The 24,863-nt window shown below is 66.0% G+C and carries 26 protein-coding genes; 13 read left to right on the forward strand and 13 right to left on the reverse strand.

The features are described 5' to 3' along the window. Positions 1–66 precede the first annotated feature (66 nt). Positions 67–546 carry a YraN family protein gene (locus B3098_RS04565; RefSeq protein WP_286892039.1) on the reverse strand — a complete coding sequence of 160 codons (480 nt, stop codon included), beginning with the start codon at positions 544–546 and terminating at the stop codon, positions 67–69. A gap of 65 nt (positions 547–611) precedes the next feature. Here B3098_RS04565 and rsmI point away from each other — a divergent pair, with 65 nt between their 5' ends. Then, positions 612–1,547 carry a 16S rRNA (cytidine(1402)-2'-O)-methyltransferase gene (gene rsmI, locus B3098_RS04570; protein ID WP_175122028.1) on the forward strand — a complete coding sequence of 312 codons (936 nt, stop codon included), beginning with the start codon at positions 612–614 and terminating at the stop codon, positions 1,545–1,547. A 3-nt stretch (positions 1,548–1,550) separates the two neighbouring features. Next, positions 1,551–2,135 (forward strand): methylated-DNA--[protein]-cysteine S-methyltransferase, encoded by a 585-nt coding sequence (locus B3098_RS04575; protein WP_286892041.1) that lies wholly within the window; start codon positions 1,551–1,553, stop codon positions 2,133–2,135. A gap of 12 nt (positions 2,136–2,147) precedes the next feature. Here B3098_RS04575 and B3098_RS04580 read toward each other — a convergent pair whose 3' ends face one another. Together B3098_RS04580 and rapZ are read right to left on the reverse strand one after the other, a co-directional pair. Next, positions 2,148–3,107: a septal ring lytic transglycosylase RlpA family protein gene (locus B3098_RS04580; protein WP_286892043.1), complete on the reverse strand. Its 960-nt coding sequence runs from the start codon at positions 3,105–3,107 to the stop codon at positions 2,148–2,150. Further along, entirely contained in the window at positions 3,104–3,976 is an 873-nt protein-coding gene (gene rapZ / locus B3098_RS04585; protein ID WP_056566400.1) for an RNase adapter RapZ, read from the reverse strand. Before rapZ ends, B3098_RS04580 begins: the two co-directional genes overlap by 4 nt. Positions 3,977–4,171: 195 nt before the next feature. Between rapZ and B3098_RS04590 the strand changes: the two genes are divergently transcribed. After that, entirely contained in the window at positions 4,172–4,930 is a 759-nt protein-coding gene (locus tag B3098_RS04590; RefSeq protein WP_286892044.1) for a c-type cytochrome, read from the forward strand. A 12-nt stretch (positions 4,931–4,942) separates the two neighbouring features. Further along, the gene (locus B3098_RS04595) at positions 4,943–6,226 is read left to right on the forward strand and encodes a c-type cytochrome (RefSeq protein WP_286892046.1); all 1,284 of its coding nucleotides are present in this window, start codon (positions 4,943–4,945) and stop codon (positions 6,224–6,226) included. 57 nt (positions 6,227–6,283) lie between these two features. Here B3098_RS04595 and B3098_RS04600 read toward each other — a convergent pair whose 3' ends face one another. From B3098_RS04600 to B3098_RS04640, 9 genes are all read right to left on the reverse strand, one after another. After that, positions 6,284–7,717: a PLP-dependent aminotransferase family protein gene (locus B3098_RS04600; protein WP_286892048.1), complete on the reverse strand. Its 1,434-nt coding sequence runs from the start codon at positions 7,715–7,717 to the stop codon at positions 6,284–6,286. Between the two features lie 25 nt (positions 7,718–7,742). Then, positions 7,743–8,669, reverse strand: coding sequence for an HPr(Ser) kinase/phosphatase (hprK, locus tag B3098_RS04605; RefSeq protein ID WP_006216298.1), 927 nt, complete (start codon positions 8,667–8,669; stop codon positions 7,743–7,745). A 20-nt stretch (positions 8,670–8,689) separates the two neighbouring features. Then, positions 8,690–9,145 carry a PTS sugar transporter subunit IIA gene (locus B3098_RS04610; RefSeq protein ID WP_175122034.1) on the reverse strand — a complete coding sequence of 152 codons (456 nt, stop codon included), beginning with the start codon at positions 9,143–9,145 and terminating at the stop codon, positions 8,690–8,692. A 348-nt stretch (positions 9,146–9,493) separates the two neighbouring features. Continuing rightward, positions 9,494–9,832 carry a ribosome hibernation-promoting factor, HPF/YfiA family gene (gene hpf, locus B3098_RS04615; RefSeq protein ID WP_056319592.1) on the reverse strand — a complete coding sequence of 113 codons (339 nt, stop codon included), beginning with the start codon at positions 9,830–9,832 and terminating at the stop codon, positions 9,494–9,496. A gap of 216 nt (positions 9,833–10,048) precedes the next feature. Then, a complete protein-coding gene (gene lptB / locus B3098_RS04620) occupies positions 10,049–10,843 on the reverse strand; it encodes an LPS export ABC transporter ATP-binding protein (protein ID WP_169271627.1) in 795 nt (264 codons plus the stop codon). A 33-nt stretch (positions 10,844–10,876) separates the two neighbouring features. Then, entirely contained in the window at positions 10,877–11,500 is a 624-nt protein-coding gene (gene lptA, locus B3098_RS04625; RefSeq protein ID WP_175122035.1) for a lipopolysaccharide transport periplasmic protein LptA, read from the reverse strand. Beyond that, a complete protein-coding gene (gene lptC, locus B3098_RS04630) occupies positions 11,497–12,129 on the reverse strand; it encodes an LPS export ABC transporter periplasmic protein LptC (protein ID WP_175138994.1) in 633 nt (210 codons plus the stop codon). Before lptC ends, lptA begins: the two co-directional genes overlap by 4 nt. A gap of 37 nt (positions 12,130–12,166) precedes the next feature. Further along, positions 12,167–12,775: a KdsC family phosphatase gene (locus B3098_RS04635; RefSeq protein ID WP_191578447.1), complete on the reverse strand. Its 609-nt coding sequence runs from the start codon at positions 12,773–12,775 to the stop codon at positions 12,167–12,169. Then, complete coding sequence (locus B3098_RS04640; protein WP_279973779.1) at positions 12,772–13,761, reverse strand: KpsF/GutQ family sugar-phosphate isomerase; 990 nt, start codon at positions 13,759–13,761, stop codon at positions 12,772–12,774. Before B3098_RS04640 ends, B3098_RS04635 begins: the two co-directional genes overlap by 4 nt. Before the next feature lie 103 nt (positions 13,762–13,864). Here B3098_RS04640 and purT point away from each other — a divergent pair, with 103 nt between their 5' ends. The 8 genes from purT (at position 13,865) to B3098_RS04680 (ending at position 22,998) form a co-directional block, all read left to right on the forward strand. Beyond that, positions 13,865–15,082: a formate-dependent phosphoribosylglycinamide formyltransferase gene (gene purT / locus B3098_RS04645; protein ID WP_286892064.1), complete on the forward strand. Its 1,218-nt coding sequence runs from the start codon at positions 13,865–13,867 to the stop codon at positions 15,080–15,082. 312 nt (positions 15,083–15,394) lie between these two features. Then, entirely contained in the window at positions 15,395–15,940 is a 546-nt protein-coding gene (locus B3098_RS04650) for a GbsR/MarR family transcriptional regulator (protein ID WP_175122040.1), read from the forward strand. 126 nt (positions 15,941–16,066) lie between these two features. Next, on the forward strand, positions 16,067–17,641 hold the full coding sequence (locus tag B3098_RS04655) for a cytochrome ubiquinol oxidase subunit I (RefSeq protein ID WP_279973783.1): 1,575 nt from the start codon (positions 16,067–16,069) through the stop codon (positions 17,639–17,641). A 13-nt stretch (positions 17,642–17,654) separates the two neighbouring features. Further along, positions 17,655–18,809, forward strand: coding sequence for a cytochrome d ubiquinol oxidase subunit II (gene cydB / locus B3098_RS04660; RefSeq protein ID WP_279973785.1), 1,155 nt, complete (start codon positions 17,655–17,657; stop codon positions 18,807–18,809). 16 nt (positions 18,810–18,825) lie between these two features. Next, complete coding sequence (gene cydX / locus B3098_RS04665) at positions 18,826–18,951, forward strand: cytochrome bd-I oxidase subunit CydX (protein WP_175122043.1); 126 nt, start codon at positions 18,826–18,828, stop codon at positions 18,949–18,951. After that, positions 18,948–20,696 (forward strand): thiol reductant ABC exporter subunit CydD, encoded by a 1,749-nt coding sequence (gene cydD, locus B3098_RS04670; protein ID WP_376784615.1) that lies wholly within the window; start codon positions 18,948–18,950, stop codon positions 20,694–20,696. Before cydX ends, cydD begins: the two co-directional genes overlap by 4 nt. After that, the gene (gene cydC, locus B3098_RS04675) at positions 20,693–22,390 is read left to right on the forward strand and encodes a thiol reductant ABC exporter subunit CydC (RefSeq protein ID WP_286892067.1); all 1,698 of its coding nucleotides are present in this window, start codon (positions 20,693–20,695) and stop codon (positions 22,388–22,390) included. Before cydD ends, cydC begins: the two co-directional genes overlap by 4 nt. Before the next feature lie 53 nt (positions 22,391–22,443). Continuing rightward, positions 22,444–22,998 (forward strand): adenine phosphoribosyltransferase, encoded by a 555-nt coding sequence (locus B3098_RS04680; RefSeq protein ID WP_056319625.1) that lies wholly within the window; start codon positions 22,444–22,446, stop codon positions 22,996–22,998. Positions 22,999–23,107: 109 nt separating this feature from the next. On the opposite strand, the gene B3098_RS04685 is transcribed toward B3098_RS04680, so the two are convergent. Continuing rightward, positions 23,108–23,998 carry a LysR family transcriptional regulator gene (locus B3098_RS04685; protein WP_175138999.1) on the reverse strand — a complete coding sequence of 297 codons (891 nt, stop codon included), beginning with the start codon at positions 23,996–23,998 and terminating at the stop codon, positions 23,108–23,110. A 386-nt stretch (positions 23,999–24,384) separates the two neighbouring features. Between B3098_RS04685 and B3098_RS04690 the strand changes: the two genes are divergently transcribed. After that, positions 24,385–24,765 (forward strand): DUF4148 domain-containing protein, encoded by a 381-nt coding sequence (locus B3098_RS04690; RefSeq protein ID WP_105241081.1) that lies wholly within the window; start codon positions 24,385–24,387, stop codon positions 24,763–24,765. Positions 24,766–24,863: the final 98 nt, after the last annotated feature.

Below are 24,863 nucleotides of genomic sequence, written 5' to 3' on the forward strand. Positions count from 1 at the left end.
GGCAGGGCCGCGGTTCCGTCCATGCGCAACGTGGGCGAGGGGGGATGTCACGCCAGACCAGCCAGGTCATGGCAGCCAGAATGCGCCGCGCAGCCAGGCGGGGTCGCCGCTGTCGAAAACCACGGCGTCGAAGCGGGCGGGCGGGACCAGGCCGCCCCAGTGCCGGCGGGCCAGTTCGGGCAGCCAATACGCCGCCGCGCGGGCAAGGCGCGTTTGTTTTTCGGGGCCGATGCTGGCGGCGGCGCCGCCGAAGCGGCTGGCGGCGCGCGCCCGGACCTCGACGAAGACCAGCGTGTCGCCCTCGCGCATGACGAGGTCGATTTCCCCGGCGCGGCAGGCCAGGTTGCGCGCCAGCAGCGTCAGACCCTGGGCCGCCAGCAGGCGCAACGCCGCCGCTTCATGATGGTCGCCGCGCCGCTGGGTGGGCGAGCGGCGCGGGGGCGGGCGGTCGGCAGGCGTGCGCCTGGTGCACCGCCGGCGTTTTGCGGCGCGGCGGCGTGCCGCCAGGGCAAGTTCGCAGGCCAGGCGGAGGGTGTCGTCCGTCATGGGATTCCGAAAGCAGCGGGCATAGGCGGCTACACTGACATGGTTTTTCGTGTCAGCAGGCAGCAATGAATCAAAACGTCTCACCTCCCATTGCCGGCGATGCCTGGTCCCGCGTGTCGGAACGCGTGGCGGGCCAGCATTGGCCCGCCTCGACGCTGTATGTCGTGGCCACGCCCATCGGCAATCTCGGCGATCTGGGCCTGCGCGCCTGGCACGCCCTGCAACGGGCTGACGTGATCGCTGCCGAGGACACGCGCGCCAGCCGCACGCTGCTGGACGCCTGGGGCGTCAGCACGCCGCTCATGGCGGCGCATCGCCACAACGAGGCCGCCGCGGCGCAAGCCATTTGCGAGCGACTGGCGCAAGGCCAGCGCGTGGCCTTGGTGTCCGATGCCGGCGCGCCCGCGGTCAGCGACCCCGGCGCCCGCGTGGTCCGCGCCGTGCGTGCCGCCGGCTATGCGGTGGTGCCTGTACCCGGCCCTAGCGCCGTGATCGCCGCCCTGATGGGCAGCGGCGTCACCACGGACGAGAACCCTGCCTACGCCTTCGCGGGCTTTGCGCCGTCCAAGGCGGTGGCCCGGCAGCGCTGGCTGCGCCAATGGTGCGCGTTGCCCGCGCCCGTCGTGATGTTCGAATCGCCGCATCGGCTGGCGGCCACCGTTGCGGACCTGCTCGAGGTCTGCGGTCCGGAACGTGAACTGACCGTCGCGCGCGAACTGACCAAACGCTTCGAAGAGATCGGCACCGTCAAGCTGGGCGAGGCCGCGGCATGGCTGGCCGCCGATGCGCATCGCGAACAGGGCGAGTTCGTGCTGATCGTCCATGCCGAGGCGGACGCGCCTGAATCCGACGACGTCGATCCCGCCCACGACGTTCTGCTGGACGCCTTGCTGGAGTCGCTGTCCGTGCGCGACGCCGCGCGGGTCGCGGCCAAGGTCACTGGCCAGCCGCGCGACGTGCTCTACAACCGGGCCCTGACCCGCAAGAAGGGGCAGGAGTAAGCCATGGTGTATTCGACCATCGTGTCCAACAAGCCTGCCGACCCGCAAGAGCGGCTGACCTATCGCGACATGCCCACGCCGCTCGGTGATCTGCGCCTGGTGGCCAGCCCGAAGGGATTGCGCGGCGCGTGGTTCACCGATCAGGCGCTGCTGCCGCCGCCGGATGGATGGACGCTGACCGATAGCGATCCGTTCCTGGAGCAGGCGCGGCGCGAGCTTGACGAATGGTTTGCCGGCGAGCGCCGCCTGTTCGACGTGACGCTCGACCCGGTGGGGACGACCTTTCAGCACCAGGTCTGGCATGCGTTGTGCGCGCTGGAATTCGGCACGCTCACCAGCTATGGCGAACTGGCCCGCACGGTGAACCGGCCCGAGGGCGCGCAGGCAGTCGGCGGCGCGGTCGGCCGCAATCCCATCAGCATCATCATTCCGTGTCACCGCGTGATCGGCGCGGACACCTCGCTGACGGGCTTTGGCGGTGGATTGCCGCGCAAGCAGGCGCTGCTGGCGCATGAAGGCAACCGCTATGTGAGCCGCAGCGCGCACGCGCGCCGGGTGTGCGACGGGCAGGCAGAGCTGCCCTGGTAGCCGTCGTTCCGCTTACTGCGACGCGATCGTCGGCAGGATGCCGATCCGGTCGGACACCAGCGGCACGGCATTGAGCGCGCTTTGGCGATCGGGATACGGACCGATCCGCACGCGGTACAGATTATTGGCCTGTTCCACCGACGCCGGCGGCGCGCCTTCGGCGCCGAGCTGCGTATTGATGCGGCTGACCAGCGACTGCGCGTTGCCGGGCTGGCTGAACGCGCCCACCTGCAGGTAGACGCTGCCCGTGGCGGCGCCGACAGCCGGACGCATCGGGGCGGGGCTGGGCGCGGCAGGCGCCAGGGGCTCGGGCGCGAGCGCCACGGGGGTGGACGTCACCGGCGCCATGACCGGCGTGGAGCCCGTGGCCGATTCCGGTTCCGGCGCGGGGGCTGCAGGCGCGCCTTGCGAGGCCAGACGACGGATCTCCTCGGCCTGGATGGCTTCCACGACCACTTGTCCGCTGCCCGGGCCGATGATGCCCAGCTTGTAGGCCGCGACGTAGGACAAGTCCATGATGCGGTCGCTATGGAAGGGGCCGCGGTCGTTCACCCGCACGATGATCGTCTTGCCGTTGACCATGCTGGTCACCCGCGCGTAGCTGGGGATCGGCAGCGTCGTGTGCGCGGCGGTCATGGCATACATGTCGTAGGTCTCGCCGATCGACGTGGAGTTGCCATGGAATTTCTTGCCGTACCACGAGGCGATGCCGCGCTTCTTGTAGGCCTGGCCGCTGGTGTCGGGTACGTAGCGCTGGCCGAATACGACGTAAGGCCGGTTCGCGCCGCTGGCGTAAGGTTCCAGCTTGGGCACCGCGTCGGGGATCTGGTCCAGGTTCGACGGCGGATTGGCGTCCGGCCCGTCGTCCTTGTAGTAGCCGCCCTTCTTGCGTCCGCCGCTGGTGGAGCAGCCTGCCACGGCGATCGCCAGCAGCAGCATGAAAAGGAAATGTAGCGGGCGGGAAAGCGTCATGCGGTTTCGTCAGGCAGTTGCGTGCGATGGCGCACCAGCAGCGGGTCGTGGTCGGCAAAGCGCAGCGCCAGTTGCTCCACGACATACACCGAGCGGTGCTGGCCGCCGGTGCAGCCGATGGCCACGGTCAGATAGTTGCGGGTGTCCTGGGTGTACAGCGGCAGCCAGCGTTTCAGGAAGCCCGCGATGTCGTCGATCATCAGGCCCACCTGCTCGTACCCCGCGAGCCACGTGGCCACGGGTTCGTCGCGGCCGGTCAGCGGACGCAGGTTGCGGTCGTAATGGGGATTGGGCAAGCAGCGCACGTCGAACACCAGGTCCGCGTCGCCCGGTACGCCGCGCTTGTAGGCGAAGGATTCGAACGTCAGCACCAGCGGCGCGCGGTCCGCCTTGATCAGGTCGCGAATCCAGGCACGAAGCTGGCCGGGCGTCAGTTCTGACGTGTCGATGACGTGCTCCTGCTCGCGCAGCGGCGCCAGCAGCTCTCTTTCCAGCGCGATGCATTCGGTCAGCGACGGCGCCGTGCCGCCGCGTTGCAGGCGGTCGGTCAGCGGATGGCGGCGGCGCGATTCGGAATAGCGCTGCACCAGGGTGGCCGTGTTGGCATCCAGGAAGACCACGCGCAGGCTGGTGCCCATGGCGCGCAGCGCGGTGACCACGTCGGGCAGTTCGGCCAGTTCACCCGGTGAGCGCACGTCGATTGCGACGGCGACGCGTTCCATGCCGTCGTCGCGCGCCTGCGCAATGAACTCGGTCAGGAAACGGACGGGAAGATTGTCGACACAGGTGTAGCTCGCGTCCTCGAGCATGCGCAGCGCGACGGATTTGCCGGAACCGGAAATGCCGGTGACGAGGACGACTTTCAACATGGACATGATTGTGGCACGCTTTTCCAGGACGATGCCGGCGGGATAGCATCTGATATGGCCATAAACTCAGGATCTGCGCCTGTTCCCCGCTGCGTGCCCTGACGTAAGCTAGGGGCCGCAGACGCCGCAGTTCCATCGCAGTTCCACTTTTACGCGCCCCGCCATCACGATTCGGGGGGTTGGAATTTGACCTAGATGTTAGCCCTCATTTCCTCTTGTAGTGTTTCACTGCCGCGGTTTTGGGCCTTCCGCAGCGCTTTGGCGGCTGCGGCTGTTGTGTTTATGTCCGCGCCGACCCTGGCGCAGCAGACGGCGCCGCCTACGCTGCAGCCCGACACCATGGCGGCCCGGGTCGCGGCCTGTACCGCCTGTCACGGCGCACAGGGCAGGGCGGGCGCCGACGGCTACTATCCGCGGCTGGCCGGCAAGCCGCAGGACTACCTCTATCACCAGCTTCTGAACTTTCGCGACGGGCGGCGGCAGTACCGGCCCATGACGCACCTGCTGGCCGGCTTGCCCGACGACTACCTGCGCGAGATGGCCGCGTACTTTTCCGAGCAGCATGTGCCGTATCCGGCTCCTGTTCGCGCGGACGTGTCCGCCGCCACGCTGGAGGCCGGTCGCCGGCTTGCCAAGGAGGGCGATGCGGCGCGCGGCCTGCCGGCCTGTGCGTCCTGTCACGGCGCGGCCCTGTCCGGCATGTTGCCCGCGATCCCAGGCCTGCTGGGTCTGCCGCGCGACTACATCGGCGCGCAGATCGGCGGCTGGAAGAACGGCCTGCGCCGCGCCGCCGCGCCGGATTGCATGGCCGACATCTCCAACAAGCTCACCCCTAACGACATCGGCGCCCTGGCGGCGTGGCTGTCGTCGCAGCCCGTCGTCGAGCCCTACGTGCCCGTCGCCGCGAATTCGGTCCGGCTCCCCGCGGAATGCGGCAGCCAGGCGCAACGCTGAACGGGGCCGCGAATGACGCTGATGAAAAGAATCCTGGTTGTTCTGCTGCTGGTGGTCGTAGTGGCCGCAGGCACGTTGTATTGGCTCGGCACGCGTGACGATGCCAGCACCGGCCCCGCCGTGGCGGCGGCCGACGGCGCGGCGCAGATCGAGCGTGGCCGCTACCTGGCGCTGGCTGGCAACTGCATGGCCTGCCACACCAGCCGAGGGGGCAAGGCGTTTGCCGGCGGCACGCCTGTACCCACGCCGTTCGGCACGGTGTACGGCCCGAACATCACGCCCGACGCGGAGACCGGCATCGGCGCGTGGACGGCCGACGACTTCTGGCAGGCGCTGCACAACGGCAAATCGAAGGACGGCACGCTGCTGTATCCGGCGTTCCCCTACACCGAATACACACGCGTTACGCGCAGCGATTCGGATGCGCTGTATGCCTATCTGCGCAGCATTTCGCCCATCAGGCAGGCCAACCGACCGCCCGAGATGGCCTTTCCGTACGACCAGCGGATGCTGCTGGCGGCATGGCGCGCGCTGTATTTCAAGCCGGGAGTGCAAGAAGCCGATCCCGGTCAATCGGTCCAATGGAATCGCGGCCGCTATCTGGTCGAAGGGCTGGGCCATTGCGCGGCCTGCCACACACCGCGCAACAGCCTTGGCGCCACGCGCAGCGGCAACGCGCTGGCCGGTGGCGTGATTCCCGTGCTGGACTGGTACGCGCCGCCGCTCACGAACGACATGCAAACCGGCATGGGGCGCTGGACGGCGCAGGACATCGCCACGCTGCTCAAGACCGGCATTGCGGCGCATTCGACGGTCAGCGGGCCGATGGCGGAAGTCGTCCTGGGCAGCACGCAGCACCTGACAGAGGATGACGCGCTGGCCATCGGCGTGTATCTGAAGTCGTTGCCCGCCACGCCGCCCGCAACCGATGCGCGTGCCGCCGCGCCCGCGCCTGCGGCCATGGAGTTGGGCGGCAAGCTGTACAGCCAGCAATGCGCGCAATGCCACCAGGCCGACGGCAAGGGCAGCGGCACCGCGTGGCCCGCGCTGGCCGGCAATCCGACGGTGGCTGCGCCGTCGCCAGTCAACGCCATCCGCATGGTGCTGGACGGCGGGTACGCGCCCGCCACGGCTGCAAACCCGCGTCCTCACGGCATGCCGCCGTTCGGCCAGGTGCTGAACGACAACGACATTGCGATGCTCGTGACATACATCCGCAATAGCTGGGGCAACGAGGCGGGCGGGGTCAGCGCGCTGGAGGTCAAGCGTGCGCGGGCGTCGTCGACGTTGAATTAGCGCTGATGAAGGCCGCGCGCGCATGCCCCGCGCGCGGCCGGTAACCGGGCAGGCGCGCTAGCGCGCTGCGGTCGCCGCACGGCAGGCTTCGTGCGCCAGATCGCCCAGCGTGCGGATCGCGGCCTCGATGCCGGCTTCCCAAGGATGTCCGTAGTTCAGGCGCAGCGCGCTGCCAAACTGGCCACTGGCCGAGAAGATCGGGCCGGGCGCCACGCTGATGCCGCGCGCAAGCGCCTGGCGGTGCAGCGACAATGCATCCACGGCGGCGGGCAATTCCAGCCACAGGAAGAATCCGCCCTGTGGGCGCGTCACGCGCGTGCCGGCGGGAAAGGCCTGTGCGATGGCGTCGGCCATGCGCTCCTGCTGCGCCTGCAAGGTCTGGCGCAGGCGACGCAGGTGGCGGTCGTAACCACCCTGTTCCAGGTATTCGGCAATCGCGCCTTGCGCGGGGCTCGACGCTGACAGCGTCGATGACAATTTCAGGCGTTGCACCTGTTGGGCGTAGCGTCCGGCGCTGGCCCATCCGATGCGATAGCCGGGCGCCAGGCATTTCGAAAACGACGAGCAATGCAGCACCAGTCCGCGCGTGTCGTACGCCTTTGCGGGTACGGGCCGTGTCGTGCCGAAGTACAGCTCGCCATAGACGTCGTCTTCGATCAGCGGAATGTCGTGCCGCGCAAGCAGTTCGACCAGTTGCCGCTTTCGGTCGTCGGGCATCAGGCAGCCCAGCGGATTCTGGAATTGCGTCATCAGCCAGCAGGCGCGCGGTGCGTGACGCAGGATGGCAGCCTGCATCGCGTCCAGGTCGATGCCCGTGCGCGGATGGGTAGGGACTTCCAGCGCTTTCAGGCCAAGTCGTTCCAGCGCCTGCAGCGCACCGTAGAAGGTGGGCGCCTCGACCATGACGGTGTCGCCCGGCTGCGTAACCGCTTGCAGACAGAGGTTCAGCGCCTCCAGGGCGCCGTTGGTGACGACGATATCGGTGGCGGGCAGGTTGATGCCGCCGATCAGGTAGCGCAGCGCGATCTGCCGGCGCAGGCGCGGATTGCCGGGCGCCAGGTCTTCGACGGTGTCGCGCGGATCCTGGCGCTTCAGATGCGCGGCCATGGCCTGCGCCAATCGCGGCAACGGAAACAGAAGCGGAGAGGGGAAGGCCGAACCGAGCGGCGTGACGTCACGGTTGCGCACCGAGCCGAGGATGTCGAAGATCCGCTCGCTGATCGCCAGTTCGGTGGATTCGCCGTCGGGACACGAGGCGCCCGGTTCGGGCGGCAGCGATTCGGCGGGGGCGTTGACGTAGTAACCCGAGCGCGGCTGCGCACGAATCAGGCCGCGCGCTTCTAGCAGGTAATACGCCTGAAAGACGGTGGAAGGGCTGACGCCGCGCGCGGCGCACGCGTCGCGCACCGAAGGCAGCTTGTCGCCGGCCCGCAGGACGCCGCTTGCGATCGACGCGGCGATCTCGTCGGCCAGGGTTTCGTAAAGGCTCACGATGCCGCAGGGCGACGTTGCGGGCTCATTTGCTGCTTTGGAGGATCGCCATGGCCTGGCGCTCCATGAACTCGCCCAGCGTGTCGATGCCGCGCAGTTTGAGGATCGTGTTGCGCACTGCAGCCTCGACCAGCACGGCCAGGTTGCGACCCGCGGCCACCTGCAGCATCACCTTGCGCACGGGCAGTCCCAGCATGTCCTGCGTGATGTCCTGCAGCGGCAGGCGTTCGAACTTGTCCTGCGCCGTGGCGCGCACCAGGTGCACGATGAGCTTGAGCCGCATCTTGCGGCGCACCGACGTTTCGCCAAAGATCGTGCGGATGTCGAGCAGACCCAGGCCGCGGACTTCGAGCAGGTTCTGCAGCAGTTGCGGACAGTGGCCTTCGATCATGTTGGGTGCGGTGCGCGAGAACTCGACCGCGTCATCGGCCACCAGCCCGTGGCCGCGCGAAATCAGTTCAAGGGCCAGTTCGCTCTTGCCCAGACCCGATTCGCCGGTGATCAGCACGCCCAGTCCCAGCACGTCGAGGAACACGCCGTGCACCGTGGTGGTGGGCGCGAGCTTCTTGCCGAGATAGATGCGCAACAGGTCGATGAGCTGCGCGGCGGCCACCGGCGTGGACAGCAGCGGCACCTGGTGCTGGTCGCACTGGTCGACCAGATCTTGCGGCGGCGTCAGGCCATCGGCCAGCAGAATCGCCGGCACGCCGCCGATCAGCAGCTCGTCCATGTGGTGCATGCGGCGGCGCAGGTCGAAGCGCGTGTAGTACGCCAGCTCTTCCTGGCCGAACACCTGGATGCGCGACGGGTGGATCAGGTTCAAGTGGCCGACGAGGTCGGCGGCTGCCATGCCGTCGTCGGGAATCGCGCGGTCTGCGGCGCCCTGGCCCGAGATCCAGTTAAAGGGGATTTTGTCGGCGTTGTCGTCGACGAGTTCCTGCACCGTGAGCATGGCAGCGATTCCGCGTGGGATCAGAGTTGGCCGGTCGTGAGCATTTTGTGGACGATGGCCGGATCGGGCTCGGTGGCCAGGGCCTCGCGCAATGCCTTGTTGGACATCAGCTGGGCAAGTTCGGCCAGGATGTCCAGGTGCTGCTGCGTGGCGTTTTCAGGCACCAGCAGGCACAGCAGCATCGACACAGGCTGTCCGTCGGGCGCGTCGAAGGTGATGGGCTGGGCAAGGCGGATGAACGCCGCCAGTGCCTGCTCCAGACCCTTCACACGGCCATGCGGTACGGCCACGCCCTGACCCAGGGCGGTGGACCCCAGGCGCTCGCGGGCAAAAAGGCTGTCGAACACGAGGGCGCGTGCCAAGCCGTTGTTGTTTTCAAAAAGCAGACCGGCCTGTTCGAACGCACGTTTCTTGCTCGTGGCGAGCATATCGAGCACGACGTTGCCGGCGGGGAGGATGCGCGACAAATGATTCATCAGGGCATTATAGGGTTATATGACGCACTGCAACAATCAACCGACCCGGGCCTCGGAAGACCGAGATGCCAGCGGGACCACAAGAGCGACAGCATAGTCTGATCGCGATACCTTGTGGACATTCCTGGGCCTCCGAGGGTTCCCGCAGAGGCACGTATCGGACAAAGCCAGGGAAAACGCGAAGAGGCCGTCAGGCGGCAGCGGATGAAACAAACGGGAGTGGGTAGTGCAGGAGGGGAGTTTGCCGATGCCCCGGCTGGACGCAAGGTCTAGCGGGACACCGGGACTTAGGCAGGATCCAGGGATCGCTGTACTGCTAGTCGCTCAGGTGAGCGGTCATGAAGCGCGTTACTGCTGGGGTGGCGAGAGTGTCGCCGCTTGCCGCTTCACGGACTCTGCTGAATGACTCCTTACCTTGTCCTTGTGCTTGATGACCTGACGGTCGACTTTGTCAGCAAGAAGGTCTATGGCTGCATAGAGGTTTTCATCGGTTGCTTCACAATGAATGTCCTTGCCGCTCAGACGCATGGTGATTTCGGCTCTATGCCGCAGGGGCTCTACTGAGAGCATGACCTGGGTATCGATGACGTGATCGAAATGCCGCAGCACTCGCGCCAGTTTGTTCATGACATATTCCCGGATGGCCGGGGTGACGTCGAGGTGACGACCGCAGATGCTCAGGTTCATAGTGTGCTCTCCTTCTAAAAGAGGAAAAAATTGCGCAAAAGGCGCGGTGGGGTCGTAGGCGTTCTCCTTCAATAAGCAGGGTTCGTTTAGCTCTAGTGTATAGACTCGGGCCGATAAAACAAGCTGACCTACCGCAACTTCATGGCATTTTTATGGCTGAGCCCGAGGGCGTATGGCGGTCTATTTTTATGCGTTACGGGGTCTTTCAGGCAGTGGTTACATACGGAAGTGTTCGCCCAGGTACACCCGGCGAACGGCGGGGTCGCCCACGATTTCGTCGGGGTGGCCGTCGGTCAGCACCTTGCCTTCGCTGATGATGTAGGCGCGGTCGCAGATGCCCAGGGTTTCGCGCACGTTGTGGTCGGTGATCAGCACCCCGATCCCCCGGCCCTTCAGGAAGCGCACGATGCGCTGGATTTCGATGACCGCAATGGGATCCACGCCGGCGAACGGTTCGTCCAGCAGGATGAAACGCGGACTGGTGGCCAGCGCGCGCGCGATTTCCACGCGGCGGCGTTCACCGCCCGACAGCGAGATGGCGGCGTTGCTGCGGATGTGCCCGATCTGCAGTTCTTCGAGCAGCGATTCCATCTGTTCGTTGATCTTGGGGGTCGACAGCGGACGGCCATCCGCACCCACTTGCAGTTCAAGCACCGCGCGGATGTTCTGCTCCACCGTCAGGCGGCGAAACACGGAGGCGTCCTGCGGCAGGTACGACAGGCCCATGCGCGCGCGCTTGTGGATGGGCATCGCGGTGATGACGGAGCCGTCGATTTCAATGCGGCCCGCGTCCGCCGGCACCAGGCCGACGATCATGTAGAAGCTGGTGGTCTTGCCTGCGCCGTTGGGGCCCAGCAGGCCGACGACTTCGCCGCTGACCACGGACAGGGACACGTCCTGCACGACGGTGCGGCCGTTGTAGGTCTTGCGCAGTCCGGTTGCGCGCAGGCTGCCCTGCTTGACGCCCGAAGGGGCGGAGGTCACGGGGGTCGGCACTGAAGGTTGATTCATCGTGGCTGCGATTGGTGTTGCGGGAGAAGCGCTTCAGCGCCCTTTCTTGGCTGCCTGCTGCTTGCGGCATTCGGCGACGGCGGCGTCCAGCTTGGCGCGCGGTTCGGCCAAGGAACGCACGCGTCCACCGGCCGCGGCGGAGTTCGGGCCGCCTTGCGCTTCGTAAGTGCCGGACTTCTCGTTGTAGCGTACCCGTTCGCCGCGAATGGTATCGAACGGTTTCCCACAGACGTAGCGGGTCACGATGGCCTGGCCGATCAGGTCGAACGTGCTATTGGTACCGTCGTATTCGGCGCGCAGGCCCTTGCCTTCAATGAGTTCGAAGTTTTCGGGGCGCTCCTGGCGGATGGTGACGACCTTGCCCTTATTGGCCGTGGCCGTGCCGTACTGGTTGCCCTTGGCATCCTCGTTCATCTGCAGGGTGTCGGAGGTCAGCGTCATCAAGCCGCGCGTCATGTTGACGTTGCCGGTGAACACGCTTTGTTTCTTCACGTCGTCGTAGTGCAGCGTGTCCGACAGGATCAGCGTGCTGGGCTCTTCGGCCGGCGCGGCCGCTTTCGGTTCCGCCGCGTGGGCCGGCGCAAGCGCGCAGGCCGTCAACAGCACGGCGCCCATCAGGCGGGTCGTCGGGGCGAGGAGGGTCCGAAGGTCGGTCATGGTTTTTTCTGGTCAGTGTTGTTGGCTGGAATTTCGGTGCGGCGTTGCTGTCTGCCTTCCGAACCGGCAATTTCCACGTCGGTCGATGCCGAAACCTGCAATTGGCGAGTCTTGTTGTTGTAGTGCATGCCCGTGCCCTGCATGCGCGAGCGGCCCTTGAGGACGGTGGCAGGCAGGTCGGTGAAGACCACGTCTTCATCGGGCAGGATGATGAGCTGCTGGCTGCGCACGTCCAGCATGTCGTTCTCGGGGTCCGGCTGCCGCAGCACATGGGCATCGCCCTGCATGACGATGCGCTTGCCGCCCTGTTCCATCACGGCCGTCTTGGACACCGCCACCGTGATCGGATTGGATTCGCGCTGGCCCACGGCGCGGGGCGCCGTGACGTGATACGAGTCGTCGTCGGGGAAGTGTTCCATGTACTCGCCTTCCAGGCGGTTGATGGGCTTGCCCGTGGGATCTGTGCGCAACATCACGAAATTGCGCGACCACGCATCCATTTCATGGGTGACGCGGCGCGGCGGGTCCACCTGGATGGCGCGTTGCGCGTAATCGGCCGCCCACCAAGAACTGGTGACCAGCACCAGCAGCAGGAACAGCGCGATCAGTGAGGGAAAGCGTTCTTTCATCGGGTGCGCCGCGAAGGCGTATTCGTTACGGGCGGAATCACTGGATCGCCCCGGGGCCAAGCAGGCCCGGCGCAGCCAGGAAGGCGCCCAGGCGGCCTTGCGAGGCCAACAGGAGATCGCAGCATTCGCGCACGGCCCCGCTTCCGCCGGGCAGGGTCGAAACCCAATGCGCGGCCTGGCTGACGTAGCCGGGGGCGTTGGGCACGCTGGCGGCAAAGCCCGCGCGCTGCAAGGCCGGCAGGTCGATGATGTCATCGCCCATGTAGCCGGTTTGATTCAGTTGGACACCGCAGCGCTGCGCAAGTTCGGTCAGGGCGGCGCCCTTGTCGCGTACGCCCTGGATGACTTCGGCGATACCGAGTTCGGCCGCGCGGCGCGCGACGATGGGGCCGGAACGGCCCGTGATCAGCGCGACTTTCAGTCCGCCTTCCATCAGCAGCCGCAGCCCGTGGCCGTCCAGCGCGTGGAAGCGCTTTTGCAGTTCGCCGCCTTCGCCGTAATAGAGGCTGCCGTCGGTCAGCACGCCGTCCACGTCAAAGACCATCAGGCGCACAGCCGCGGCGCGTTCGCGCACGATGGCGGGGATACGGGCAAGCACCAGCGCTTCGGCCGGGTGATTCAGGGAAGCAGAGAGGTTCATAGTCATACCACTTTAGCGGCCATCAGATCGTGCATGTGCAATGCGCCGACCAGCGCGCCGTCATTGTCCATCACCAGCATGTGATTGAGCCGTAGTTCGTCCATCTGCCGGGCGGCCTCGACGGCCAGCGCCTCGGGGTTGATGCTGCGCGGCGATCGCGTCATCCCGGCCTCGACGGTCAGGCTGCGGATGTCGCCGTGCCGCGCGATGAGACGGCGCAAGTCGCCGTCGGTAAAGATGCCCAGCGGGCGGTGCTGCGTGTCGGTCACGACCGTCATGCCCATGCCCTTGGCCGACATGACCTCCAGGGCCTGCGACACCGAGGTGCCCGCCGTGACGATGGGCAGGGCCGTTCCCTCGCGCATGACGTCGCGCACATGGGTGAGCAGCCGGCGGCCCAGCGCGCCGCCCGGATGCGAGCGGGCAAAATCCTGCGGCCCGAATCCGCGCGCTTCCAGGCAGGCGACGGCCAGGGCATCGCCCAGTGCCAGCGCGGCCGTGGTGCTGGCGGTGGGCGCCAGGTTCAGCGGGCAGGCCTCTTGCGCCACGCTGGCATCCAGGTGGATGTCGGCCTGGCGGGCCAGTTCGGATTGCGGGTTGCCGGTGATCGCCACCAGGCCGGCGCCCATGCGGCGCACCACGGGGAGGATGGTCAGCAGTTCCTCGCCCGAGCCCGAATAGGAGATGGCGATGAGGACGTCGTCGCGGGTGATCATGCCCAAGTCGCCATGGACGGCCTCGGCGGCATGCACGAAGAAGGCAGGCGTGCCGGTCGAGGCCAGCGTTGCGGCGATCTTGCGGGCAATGTGTCCCGTTTTTCCGATGCCGCTGACGACCACTCGGCCGCGGCAGGCGAGCAGCAGGTCGACGACCCGCGTGAAGCTGTCATCCAGCCGGGCGGACAGGTCCAGCAGGCCCTGGCTTTCGATCTGTAGCGTTCTGCGCGCGGATGCCAGCGCGGTGCCGGACGATGAGGTGGGATGGTCGGTCATGGGCGGATTTTAATCGCAGTATGCTAGTTTGCCCCGCGCAGGGGCGTATGGCATGCTGGCGAGTCTTTCAACGGCTTTCAAACTTTCCTTCCAGGCCCGCTCCATGTCCAGCATTTCCAGTCCCGTCCTTGGCACGCCACTGTCCCCCTTGGCCACCCGCGTCATGCTGCTGGGTTCCGGTGAGCTGGGCAAAGAGGTCATCATCGCCCTGCAGCGCCTGGGCGTCGAAGTCATTGCGGTGGATCGGTATGCCGACGCCCCGGGCCATCAGGTGGCGCACCGGGCGCATGTGGTCTCGATGACAGACCCGCAAGCCCTGCGGCAGATCATCGAGCAGGAGCTGCCGCACGTTATTGTCCCCGAAATCGAGGCCATTGCCACCAGCCTGCTGGTGGAACTGGAAGCGGCCGGCGTGGCGCGGGTCACCCCAACGGCCCGCGCGGCCCAGCTCACCATGAATCGCGAGGGTATCCGCCGCCTGGCGGCCGAGACCCTGGGTTTGCCGACCTCGCCGTACAGCTTCGTCGACACCGAGGAAGAACTGCGCCAGGCCATCGACGGCGGCATCGGCTATCCGTGCGTCATCAAGCCGGTCATGTCGTCCTCGGGCAAGGGCCAGTCGGTCATCAAGAGCGCCGACGACGTCGCTACCGCCTGGCGCTACGCCCAGGAAGGGGGCCGGGTCGGGGGCGGCCGCGCCATCGTCGAGGGGTTCATCCGCTTCGACTACGAAATCACGCTCCTGACCGTGCGCGCCCGCGGCGCCGACGGCCAGGTCGAGACCCGGTACTGCGAGCCCATCGGCCACAAGCAGGTCGACGGCGACTACGTCGAAAGCTGGCAGCCGCACCCCATGTCGCCCGCAGCGCTGCAGCGCGCTCGCGACATCGCACTGGCCGTTACGTCCGAACTGGGCGGCCTGGGTATCTTTGGCGTTGAGCTCTTCGTGGCGGGCGATCAGGTTTGGTTCTCGGAAGTCAGTCCGCGTCCGCACGACACCGGCATGGTCACCATGATTACGCAGGTGCAGAACGAATTCGAACTGCACGCCCGCGCGCTTCTGGGGCTGCCCGTCGACCCCAGCCTGCGCCAGCCGGGCGCCAGCAGCGTCATCTATGGCGGCGTGGAAGCCAAGGCCGTGACTTTCCACGGCGTGGCCGAGGCGTTGGCCGAGCCCGGCACGGACATCCGTCTCTTCGGCAAGCCCGAATCCTTCGTCAAGCGCCGCATGGGCGTGGGGTTGGCCGTGGCCGAGGACGTTGCCGCCGCCCGCGCCAAGGCCAAGCGCGTGTCGGCCGCCGTGACCGTCAAGGCCGGCTGACCGCCCCGAACCTGCGTCGCTGACGGAATAGCGCCCGCCGTTCCCGCCGCTTTTTCCCCCGAAGAAAGCCACCCGCCACCCGGCCGGTGGCTTTTTTGTTGTCCGCCGCCGCCCGCCAGGTGTTGTATGGCTGTCACGTTCGGCGGCTAATTTGCCCTGCGCGTCCTCTGAATGACGTGGGTTTGCGCCCTTGCCCCTGCGGCAAGTGTGGTTTGCGCTTTCTCATCGTTTGTTCGATAATTTCAGAAATTTCTGAAATCAACGTAACTGCATATGTCGTGCAGCGCGTCGTTGTGTTACCGGCTGATCCTCATGGCGCTTTCCCCCCAGATTGAACGTTTTGTCCTGCACTTCGGTGAAATGGGCAGCCGCTGGGGCGTGAATCGCACGGTCGGCCAGATCTACGCCCTGCTTTTTCTCGCGCCGCAGCCGCTCAATGCCGACGACATCGCCGAAGCCCTGGGCTTTTCGCGCTCGAACGTCAGCCTGGGCCTGAAAGAGCTGCAGTCCTGGCGCCTGGTCAAGCTGATCCATCAGGTGGGCGACCGCCGCGACTACTTCGAGACTCCCAAGGACGTCTGGGAAATCTTCCGCATCCTCATGGAAGAAAAGCGCAAGCGCGAAGTCGATCCCACCCTCACGCTCCTGCGCGACACGCTGCTGGAGTCGCCGTCCGGCGCGGACGAGGCTTACGCGCAACAACGAATGACCGAAATGCTGGAGCTCATCGAACTATCCACGGGGTGGTTCGATGAGGTTCAACGGCTGCCGCCCGAAACCCTCCAAAGCCTCATGAAACTTGGTTCCAAGGTGCAGAAGGTGCTGGGATTCGCCGGCAAATTGCGGGGCAAGGGCTGATCCTTCATGCCTCGATTTTTCAGGAAACCTCTATGAAGTTGTATGCATCGCCCCTAACATGGCGCGGTAGACGGCCTGGGAACCATGCTGGTTGCCGCAGCGCGTCGACGCCTTGGGAGCAGCCTCATGATTGATCTCGATGTCGTGAATCTCTCGCGGTTCCAGTTCGCCGCGACCGTGCTCTACCATTTCATCTTTGTTCCGCTCACGCTTGGCCTGTCGTTCATCCTGGCCATCATGGAAAGCGTGTACGTCATGACCGGCCGCCCCATCTGGAAAAAGATGACGATGTTCTGGGGCACGCTGTTCGGCATCAACTTTGCGCTGGGCGTGGCGACCGGCGTGGTGATGGAGTTCCAGTTCGGCATGAACTGGTCCTACTACAGTCACTACGTAGGTGACATCTTCGGCGCGCCGCTGGCGCTCGAAGGGCTGATGGCGTTCTTCCTGGAAGCCACCTTCGTCGGCCTGTTCTTCTTCGGCTGGAACCGCATGTCCAAGGTCAGCCACCTGGCCGTGACCTGGCTGGTGGCCTTCGGCACCAACTTCTCTGCGTTGTGGATCCTGATCGCCAACGGCTGGATGCAGAATCCGGTCGGCGCGATCTTCAACCCCGACACGATGCGCATGGAAATGACCGACTTCGCCGCGGTCATCTTCAACCCGGTCGCGCAAGCCAAGTTCGTGCACACCGTTAGCGCCGGTTATGTGGCGGGCGCCATGTTCGTTATGTCGATCAGCGCCTGGTATCTGCTGCGCGGCCGCCATATCGATCTGGCCAAGCGCTCGATGGCGGTGGCGGCAAGCTTCGGTCTGGCCGGCGCCCTGTCGGTGGTCGTGCTGGGCGACGAAAGCGGCTACCTCACCACCGAACACCAGAAGATGAAGATCGCGGCCATGGAGTCCATGTGGCACACCGAGCCCGCGCCTGCTTCGTTCAATCTGTTCGCCATCCCGAATCAGGCCGAGCGCCGCAACGATTTCGCGATCGAGATTCCCTATGTCATGGGCATCATCGGCACGCGGTCGCTGACCACGCCGCTGCTGGGCATCAACGACCTGATCCTGCGCGCCGAGAACCGCATCCGCGACGGCCTCGTGGCGTATGAGGCCTTGCAGAAGATCCGCGCCAATCCCAAGGACGTCGATGCCCGCATGGTGTTCGACAAGACCTGGCCGGACCTGGGCTATGCGCTGCTGGTCAAGCGCTATCAACCAGACGTCAGCAAGGTCACCGAGGCGGACATCAAGCAGGCCGCCATCGATACCGTGCCGACGGTGGCGCCGCTGTTCTGGGCGTTCCGCATCATGGTCGCGGTGGGCATGTACCTGATCGTGTTCTTCGGCGTGGCGTTCTGGCTTGCGTCTCGCGGCCGCCTGGACAGCAGTCCCCGTCTGCTCAAGGTGGCGCTGTGGAGCCTGCCGCTGCCGTGGATCGCCATCGAAAGCGGCTGGTTCGTCGCCGAGTACGGCCGCCAGCCCTGGGTGATCGAAGGCGTGCTGCCCACGTACTACGCGGCATCGGGCCTCACGATCACCGACCTGGTCATCAGTTTGACGATCTTCCTGGTGCTGTACACGATCCTGCTCATCATCGGCGTGAAGGTCATGCTGCATGCCATCAAGGCCGGACCGAAATCCGATGGGCCGGCGCCGGGTGATGCCGCCGCCGATCCCGTCCACGCCGCCGTGCGCGCCTAAGGGGAGAACGCAAATGGATACCCTTATTCCTTTCGACTACGGCACGCTGCGCGTGGTGTGGTGGGTGCTGCTGGGCGCATTGCTCATCGGCTTTGCCGTCATGGACGGCTTCGACCTGGGCGTGGCCGCGCTGTTGCCGGTGGTCGCCAAGACCGACACTGAGCGCCGCATCGTGATCAACGTGGTGGGGCCGGTCTGGGAAGGCAACCAGGTCTGGCTCATCACGGCGGGCGGCGCCATCTTTGCCGCATGGCCGTTGCTGTATGCCGCCTCGTTCTCGGGCTTTTACCTGGCGATGATGCTGGTGCTGCTGGCGCTGATCCTGCGGCCGGTCGGCTTCAAGTACCGCAGCAAGATGGAAGGCACGCGCTGGCGCAACCGTTGGGACGCCGTGCTGTGCTTCTCCGGTGTGCTGGCGTCGCTGGTGTTCGGTGTGGCCATGGGCAACATCATCCTGGGCGTTCCGTTCACGTATGACGCGATGACGCTGCGTCCGATGTACGAAGGGCACTTCTTTCAGCTGTTCATGCCTTTTGCCTTGCTGGCGGGCGTGCTGAGCGTGGTGATGCTTGCCATGCACGGCGCGGTGCTGCTGGCCTGGCGTACGGACGATCCCGTGTCCTCGCGGGCGCGCAACTGGGGCCGCCTGTGCGCGGTGCTGACGGCGGCGCTGTTCGTGGCCGGTGGCTTCTGGGTCGCGGGCGGCGTGGCGGGGCACACGATCACCAGCGCGGTCGACATGGCTGCGCCGTCTGATCCGATGCTCAAGTCTGTCTCGGTGCAGACCGGGGCCTGGATGGCCAACTACGCGAAGTGGCCGTGGATGTGGATCGCGCCCGCGCTGGGCGTGGCCGGCGCCGTGCTCGCGGCGCTGCTGCTTACCGTGCGCGCCAACATGCTGGCGTTCCTGGCGTCCTCGACCTCCATCGCCGGCGTGATCCTGACGGTGGGCTTCTCGCTCTTCCCGTTCATCATGCCGTCGTCGTCGAATCCGAAGGCCGGGCTGACGGTCTGGGACGGTTCGTCCAGCCACCTGACGCTGTGGATCATGGTGATCGCCGTGGCTATCTTCCTGCCCATCGTGACCCTCTACACCGGCTGGGTGTATCGCGTCATGCGCGGCAAGGTCACCCATGAATCGGTGGGCGACACGCCCAACTCGTACTGATAAAGGAGCCTCCACCATGTGGTATTTCTCGTGGATCCTCGGCCTCGGCCTGGCGTGCGCATTCGCCATTCTCAATGCGATGTGGTTCGAGCTGCGCGAAGGTCAGACGCATGACCCGAAAGCCAGCCGCGACGTCGAGTGAGTAACGGCGCAAGCAGCCTCGAGCACGACCCGTCGGCGTCCTTGCAGAAGCCGCCGCGCGAGCAGTCGCGGTGGCTGATGGGGCTGGCCCGGTCGGCACGGTTTCCGCTGATGCTGGCGGCCGCCGCGCCGCTGGTGAGCGGCGCTTTGCTGGTCGTGCAGGCCTGGCTGCTGGCCAGGGTGCTCGATTCGGCCATCGTGGGACATGTGCCCCGGCATGAACTGATTGGCGGCATCGCCGCCATCGCAGGGCTGATGCTGGTGCGCGCATGCATCACGTGGGCGGGCGAGCGCGCCGGCGCGGATGCGTCCGAACGCATCAAGCGCCACGTGCGCCAGTCCCTGTTCCAACGCGTGGTGCAGAAGGGCCCTTACTGGAGCCGCGGCAAGGCGTCGGGTGAACTGGCGAGCGCCGTGGTAGACCAGGTAGAGGCGCTGGATGGCTTCTTTGCCAAGTACCTGCCCGCGATGGCCGCGGCGGCAATGCTGCCGGTGGCCTTCTCGGTTGTGCTGTTGCCGGTGGATGTGATCGCCGGTTTGGTGCTATTGATTACCGCGCCGCTGATTCCGCTGTTCATGGCGCTGGTGGGTTGGGGGGCGCAAGGCGCCAGCCGCCGTCACCTGCGTGCCTTCGCCCGCCTGTCGGGCTTTTTCGCGGACCGCCTGCGAGGGCTGTCGACCCTGAAACTGTATGGGCGCGCGCAGGCCGAGGCGCAGTCCGTCGTGGCGGCTAGCGATGCGCTGCGCCAGCGGACGATGTCGGTGCTGCGCATCGCGTTCCTGTCGTCGGCCGTACTGGAATTCTTCGCCGCGCTGGGCGTGGCGGGTGTGGCGGTGTACATCGGCCTGACGTACCTGGGATTTCTGGACGTGCGCTGGTCCCCGCTGACGCTGCAGGCCGGACTGTTCTGCCTGTTGATGGCGCCCGAGGTCTATGCGCCGCTGCGCCAGTTTGCCGCCCACTATCACGACCGCGCGACGGCGCTGGCTGCCGTGACGCAGATCGCCGTCCTGTTCGATGGCCTGCCGCAAGCCGATGCCGAAGACACGTCCGCACTGCGCGGTCAACCCGCGCATGCGGGCAAGGGCGCGGTGGTCACCGTGGAAGGTCTGCGCGCCGAGGCGCCGGGCCGTGGCCAGCCGGTGCTCGCAAATGCTGCCCTGGTCTTGGCGCCGGGTGAGCACGTGGCGCTGATGGGACCGAGCGGCGTCGGCAAATCCACGCTCATCGAGGCCATCGCCCGTCTGCGGCCGGCCAGCGGCGAAATCCGCATCGATGGCTTGCCGCTGGCGCAATGGGATGAAGCCGCCTTGCGTCAGCGCGTGGCGCTGATCGGCCAGCGGCCGCAGTTGCTGGCCGGATCGATCGCCGACAACATCCGGCTGGGCCAGCCCGGCGCCACGGATGCACAGGTGCAGGACGCCGCGCGCCGCGCCTGCGTGCTGGAATTTACGCAAGACCTGCCGCACGGCCTGGACACCGCGCTGGGCAGCCGCGGCCATGGCTTGTCCGGCGGACAGGCGCAGCGCGTGGCGCTGGCCCGTCTGTTTCTGCGGGACCCTGGCCTGATCCTGCTGGACGAACCTACCGCGCATCTGGATGAAGCGACGCAGGCTCGGGTGCTGGACGAGATCCTGCAATTCTCCGCTGGCCGCACCCTGGTGCTGGCGACGCATTCGCCGGCGGTGGCCGCGCGATTTGGCCGGGTGGCGCATGTCGCCAACGGCACGGTGAAAGACGCATGAAGAATCTGTTGTTGCTCCTGCCCTTGTACGCGCGCCGCAAAGGCGGGCTTTTACTCGCATTGTTCTGCGCGCTGGCGACCGTCGCGGCCGGCGTCGGGTTGCTGGGCGTATCGGGGTGGTTTCTGACCGGCGCGTTCCTGGCCGGCGCCGGCAGCGTATTCAACCTGTTCGCGCCCTCCGCGCTGGTGCGCGGGCTGTCGTTCCTGCGCATCGTGTCGCGCTACGCCGACCGCGTGGTCGGGCATGCCGCCACCTTGCGTCTGCTGGCGGATCTGCGCGCCATGGTGTTTGCGGCGCTGACCCGGCTGACGCCGCGCCAGCTTTCGCGTTATCGCAGCGGCGACCTGGTCGCCCGCATGACGAACGACGTCGATGCGCTGGATACGGTATTTCTGTTTGTGCTGGCGCCACTGGCCACCGCAATACTTGCCGGGGCGGTGCTCACCGCCGTGCTGGGGCAATGGGTGCCGGCCGCGGCGCTGATTTTTGCATTGGCCCTGTTGACCGCGTGCGTGGTGGTGCCATTGTGGCTATTGCGCGCGGCGCGCAAACCGGGCGTGTCGGCGCAGGAAAGTGCGGCAGGATTGCGCGCGGCCACGCTGGACGCCGTGGAGGGGCACGCGGACATGGTTGCCCTGCATGCGCAGGAGCAGACGCTGGCGCACTTCGAGCGTCTGTGCGAGGCAAGCGCTCTGGCGCGACGCAGCCAGGCACGGGTGGCGGTGCGCGGACAATGGTTCCTGCAGGTGGCCGCAGGTGTGGCGGTGTTGGCGCTGCTGTGGTTCGGTCTGGCCGGGCTTGAGTCGGGACGGATCGAAGGCCCTCTCCTGGCCGGTCTGCTGCTGGCCGTCATCGGCATCTTCGAGGTTGCCGGCCCGATCATGCGGGGCGCATCCCGGATGGGTTCCGCGATGTCGGCGGCGGCGCGCATCCGCGAGATCACGCAAAGCGAACCCGACATGCAGGATCCGGCGATGCCGCGCCCGCTGCCCACTCACGGCGCGTTGGAGCTGGCGGGTGTGCGCTTTGCGTACCCGGCCCGCGCAGCAGGCGACAGTGCGCCGGTGCTGCAGGGCGTCAACCTGCGGATCGAGCCGGGCGAACGCGTGGCGATCGTGGGCGCAAGCGGCGCGGGCAAGTCCACGCTGCTGCATCTGATCCTCAGGCTCGAGGATCCGCAGGGCGGGCAGGTCCGGTTCGGCGGTCGCGATGCGCGCGAATGTGCACAGGCGGACTGGCATCGGCGGATCGTCCTGCTGTCGCAGGACGCGCCGGTGTTTCTGGGTACGCTTCGCACCAATCTGTTGATCGGCGATCCCGATGCCGACGATGCCGCGTTGTGGCGCGCCCTGGATGCGGCACGGCTTGGCGATTTCGTGCGCGGCCTGCCCGATGGCCTGGACACGTGGGCCGGCGAGACGGGCTCGCAGTTGTCGGCCGGGCAGGCACGGCGCCTGTGTCTGGCCAGAGCCTTGCTGGCGCCTGCCGCCGTCATCGTGCTGGACGAACCGACCGCGGGACTGGACGCCGCGGCCGAAACCGCGTTCTTCGCGGATCTGGCGCAGGCGGTACGCGGGCGCACCGTGGTGCTGGCCACGCATGCGGCATTGCCCGAGGGGGCGGTGCATCGTTGCCATGTGTTGCGCGATGGGCAACTGCATGACATGTCATCGCGCGCGGCAATCCTGGCTTAAGCGCAGCGGCGCGGTTATAGTTCGCCTTGCTTCAATTCTTCAGGGCCGATTCCATGCAGACCGACAACGCCGAGTTCATCCGGCGCACCATCCGCAGCGTTCCGGACTGGCCCCAACCCGGTGTCACGTTCCGCGACATCACGCCGGTGCTGCAGGACCCTCGTGCGTTCCGTGTCCTGATCGATCTCTTCGTCTATCGCTACATGCGCCAGCGCCTGGATCTGGTGGCGGGTGTGGACGCGCGCGGCTTCATCGTGGGCAGCGTGCTGGCTTATGAACTGAATCTGGGGTTCGTGCCCGTGCGCAAGAAGGGCAAGCTGCCCTATCGCACGGTGGCCGAGGAATACTCGCTGGAATACGGCAATGCCGCCGTCGAGATGCATACCGATTCGGTCCGCACGGGCCAGCGCGTCCTGCTGGTGGACGATCTGATCGCCACCGGGGGCACCATGCTCGCGGCCATCAAGCTGCTGCAGCGCCTGGGCGCCAACGTGGTGGAAGCCGCCGCCATCATCGACCTGCCGGATCTCGGCGGCTCGGCCAAGGTGGCCGCGACCGGCACGCCGCTTTACACGGTCTGTCAGTACGGCGCGGACACGACGCCGTAGTCCGTGTTGTCGTGGTGGCGCCGCAGCTCGGCGCCGCCCTTCGGTGCTTTCCTTCGGCACCGTCCTTCAGCACCATCCTTCAGCACCATCCTTCAGCACCATTTGCTTGTCACGCCTCCGACAAGCGCGGCTGGATGAAGTCCAGGAACGCCTTCGTCTTGGCGGGCAGCATGCGCGAAGGCAGCAGCGCAAACAAGGGCAGGGGAGTCAGGCTCCATTCCGGCAACACGCGCACCAGGCCCGTCTGCTTGATGGCGCGCTCCATCGCATCAAACACCAGCAGCGGCGTGATGCCCAACCCCTGGCCGGCCAATCGCCCCAACATCCCCACGTTATTGGCCGACAGGCGGCCAGACACCTGAACGCGTTCCACCTTGTCGCCCGAATGGAGCATCCAGAAGGACGACTCCTCGCGCATGGTCGGGCGCAGGCATTCGTGGTGCGTCAGGTCCGCCGGTACGCGTGGTTCTCCATGGCGCGCCAGGTATTCGGGCGACGCATAGAGCTGGTGCGCCATCAGCACGATCTTGCGCGAGATGAGGCTGGAATCGGGCTGCTGCCCAAAGCGCAGGATCAGGTCGAACGGATTGCTGATGGGATCGATCGGGCGCATGCTCAAGTCGAAGTCGCACTCGATATCCGGATGCTGTTCGCGGAACTCGCGGATCACGGCGGGCAGGAACAACTGCGCAAGACTGGTGGGCAGCGAGATCCGCAGGCGGCCCTTGGGCTGCACCGCCATGTCCAGCAACTGATCGTGCGCGATGCGCGCCTCTTCGACGATGTGACGGCAGCGTTCGAAATAGATTGCGCCCGCTTCGGTCAGGTCGATCTTGCGGGTGCTGCGATTGAGCAGCCGCATGCCGACGCTGCGTTCCAGTTCGCTGACCCGGCGCGACAGCGTGGAGGTCGGGATATTCAGGGCTTCGGCGGCGTGGCTGAAGTTCTTGCGCTTGGCGACCTCGACGAATAGCGCGATGTCGTTAAGCTGAATGTCCATGAATGCCCTCGAGACTCAAATTTCCATTTCTGGCAGATTCGTATGATAAATGGAATTATTGTCCCGCCAGTAGAAATGTCTATTTCTCCGGATTGCACAACAGTTCCATCGCGCGCCGCGTTCAAATTGCGTTACCTAGCTTGCGCGAAACTGAATGAACTCAACGCCTGCGCGCATGGTGCATCAGTCTGGCGAGCAGGTTCACATGCCGTGCTCCGCACGGATACGACTTGCAATTGTCCCATCCGTGCAAATATGTTCACCAAATTAAGGGTTTTTACTAGGGCTTAATAACCAGATACTTCGTCCCAGCAATCAAATTGTCATATCGAATGCCGCCAACCCGGCGCAAGACGATGTGCAACGTTTAGGATGGAGTCATCTCAATGAAAGCCCTAGCAACCGCACTCATGGTTACCGCTACCCTGGTCGGCATGTCCGCCGCTCACGCCGATGGCAAGACGCGTGAACAGGTTCAACAGGAACTGCAAGCCGCCAAGGCCGCAGGCACCGTCACCTTTGGTGAACTGGACTATCCGCCCGCCGTCGCACAGACCACCAGCCTGTCGCGCGAACAGGTTCAGCAGGAATTGCAAAGCGCCAAGGCAGCAGGCCAGGTGACGAGCGCTGAACTGGATTACCCGCCCAAGACAGTGGCGCAGACCGCCGGCAAGAGCCGTGCAGAAGTCCGCCAGGAATTGGCCGACGCCAAGGCGCGCGGCGAATACACGTTTGGCGAACTGGACTACCCGCCCAAGGGCCGCTGATTTCCAGCGCTGGCGCGCCGCGCCGCCCCGCAGGTCACCGAAAGAACCCCTTGTGACGCCGAGGGGTTTTTTTGCGCCTCGCGTTTTTATCTGTGCGG

Source organism: Achromobacter sp. UBA2119 (assembly GCF_002331005.1).
Lineage (GTDB): Bacteria > Pseudomonadota > Gammaproteobacteria > Burkholderiales > Burkholderiaceae_B > Achromobacter > Achromobacter animicus.

Bases quoted from the DNA above. Each gene is read 5' to 3' on its own strand.
- B3098_RS04565 (WP_286892039.1), bottom strand. From the start codon at position 546: ATGACGGACGACACCCTCCGCCTGGCCTGCGAACTTGCCCTGGCGGCA.
- rsmI (WP_175122028.1), top strand. From the start codon at position 612: ATGAATCAAAACGTCTCACCTCCCATTGCCGGCGATGCCTGGTCCCGC.
- B3098_RS04575 (WP_286892041.1), top strand. From the start codon at position 1,551: ATGGTGTATTCGACCATCGTGTCCAACAAGCCTGCCGACCCGCAAGAG.
- B3098_RS04580 (WP_286892043.1), bottom strand. From the start codon at position 3,107: ATGACGCTTTCCCGCCCGCTACATTTCCTTTTCATGCTGCTGCTGGCG.
- rapZ (WP_056566400.1), bottom strand. From the start codon at position 3,976: ATGTTGAAAGTCGTCCTCGTCACCGGCATTTCCGGTTCCGGCAAATCC.
- B3098_RS04590 (WP_286892044.1), top strand. From the start codon at position 4,172: ATGTTAGCCCTCATTTCCTCTTGTAGTGTTTCACTGCCGCGGTTTTGG.
- B3098_RS04595 (WP_286892046.1), top strand. From the start codon at position 4,943: ATGACGCTGATGAAAAGAATCCTGGTTGTTCTGCTGCTGGTGGTCGTA.
- hprK (WP_006216298.1), bottom strand. From the start codon at position 8,669: ATGCTCACGGTGCAGGAACTCGTCGACGACAACGCCGACAAAATCCCC.
- B3098_RS04610 (WP_175122034.1), bottom strand. From the start codon at position 9,145: ATGAATCATTTGTCGCGCATCCTCCCCGCCGGCAACGTCGTGCTCGAT.
- hpf (WP_056319592.1), bottom strand. From the start codon at position 9,832: ATGAACCTGAGCATCTGCGGTCGTCACCTCGACGTCACCCCGGCCATC.
- lptB (WP_169271627.1), bottom strand. From the start codon at position 10,843: ATGAATCAACCTTCAGTGCCGACCCCCGTGACCTCCGCCCCTTCGGGC.
- lptA (WP_175122035.1), bottom strand. From the start codon at position 11,500: ATGACCGACCTTCGGACCCTCCTCGCCCCGACGACCCGCCTGATGGGC.
- lptC (WP_175138994.1), bottom strand. From the start codon at position 12,129: ATGAAAGAACGCTTTCCCTCACTGATCGCGCTGTTCCTGCTGCTGGTG.
- B3098_RS04635 (WP_191578447.1), bottom strand. From the start codon at position 12,775: ATGACTATGAACCTCTCTGCTTCCCTGAATCACCCGGCCGAAGCGCTG.
- B3098_RS04640 (WP_279973779.1), bottom strand. From the start codon at position 13,761: ATGACCGACCATCCCACCTCATCGTCCGGCACCGCGCTGGCATCCGCG.
- purT (WP_286892064.1), top strand. From the start codon at position 13,865: ATGTCCAGCATTTCCAGTCCCGTCCTTGGCACGCCACTGTCCCCCTTG.
- B3098_RS04650 (WP_175122040.1), top strand. From the start codon at position 15,395: ATGGCGCTTTCCCCCCAGATTGAACGTTTTGTCCTGCACTTCGGTGAA.
- B3098_RS04655 (WP_279973783.1), top strand. From the start codon at position 16,067: ATGATTGATCTCGATGTCGTGAATCTCTCGCGGTTCCAGTTCGCCGCG.
- cydB (WP_279973785.1), top strand. From the start codon at position 17,655: ATGGATACCCTTATTCCTTTCGACTACGGCACGCTGCGCGTGGTGTGG.
- cydX (WP_175122043.1), top strand. From the start codon at position 18,826: ATGTGGTATTTCTCGTGGATCCTCGGCCTCGGCCTGGCGTGCGCATTC.
- cydC (WP_286892067.1), top strand. From the start codon at position 20,693: ATGAAGAATCTGTTGTTGCTCCTGCCCTTGTACGCGCGCCGCAAAGGC.
- B3098_RS04680 (WP_056319625.1), top strand. From the start codon at position 22,444: ATGCAGACCGACAACGCCGAGTTCATCCGGCGCACCATCCGCAGCGTT.
- B3098_RS04685 (WP_175138999.1), bottom strand. From the start codon at position 23,998: ATGGACATTCAGCTTAACGACATCGCGCTATTCGTCGAGGTCGCCAAG.
- B3098_RS04690 (WP_105241081.1), top strand. From the start codon at position 24,385: ATGAAAGCCCTAGCAACCGCACTCATGGTTACCGCTACCCTGGTCGGC.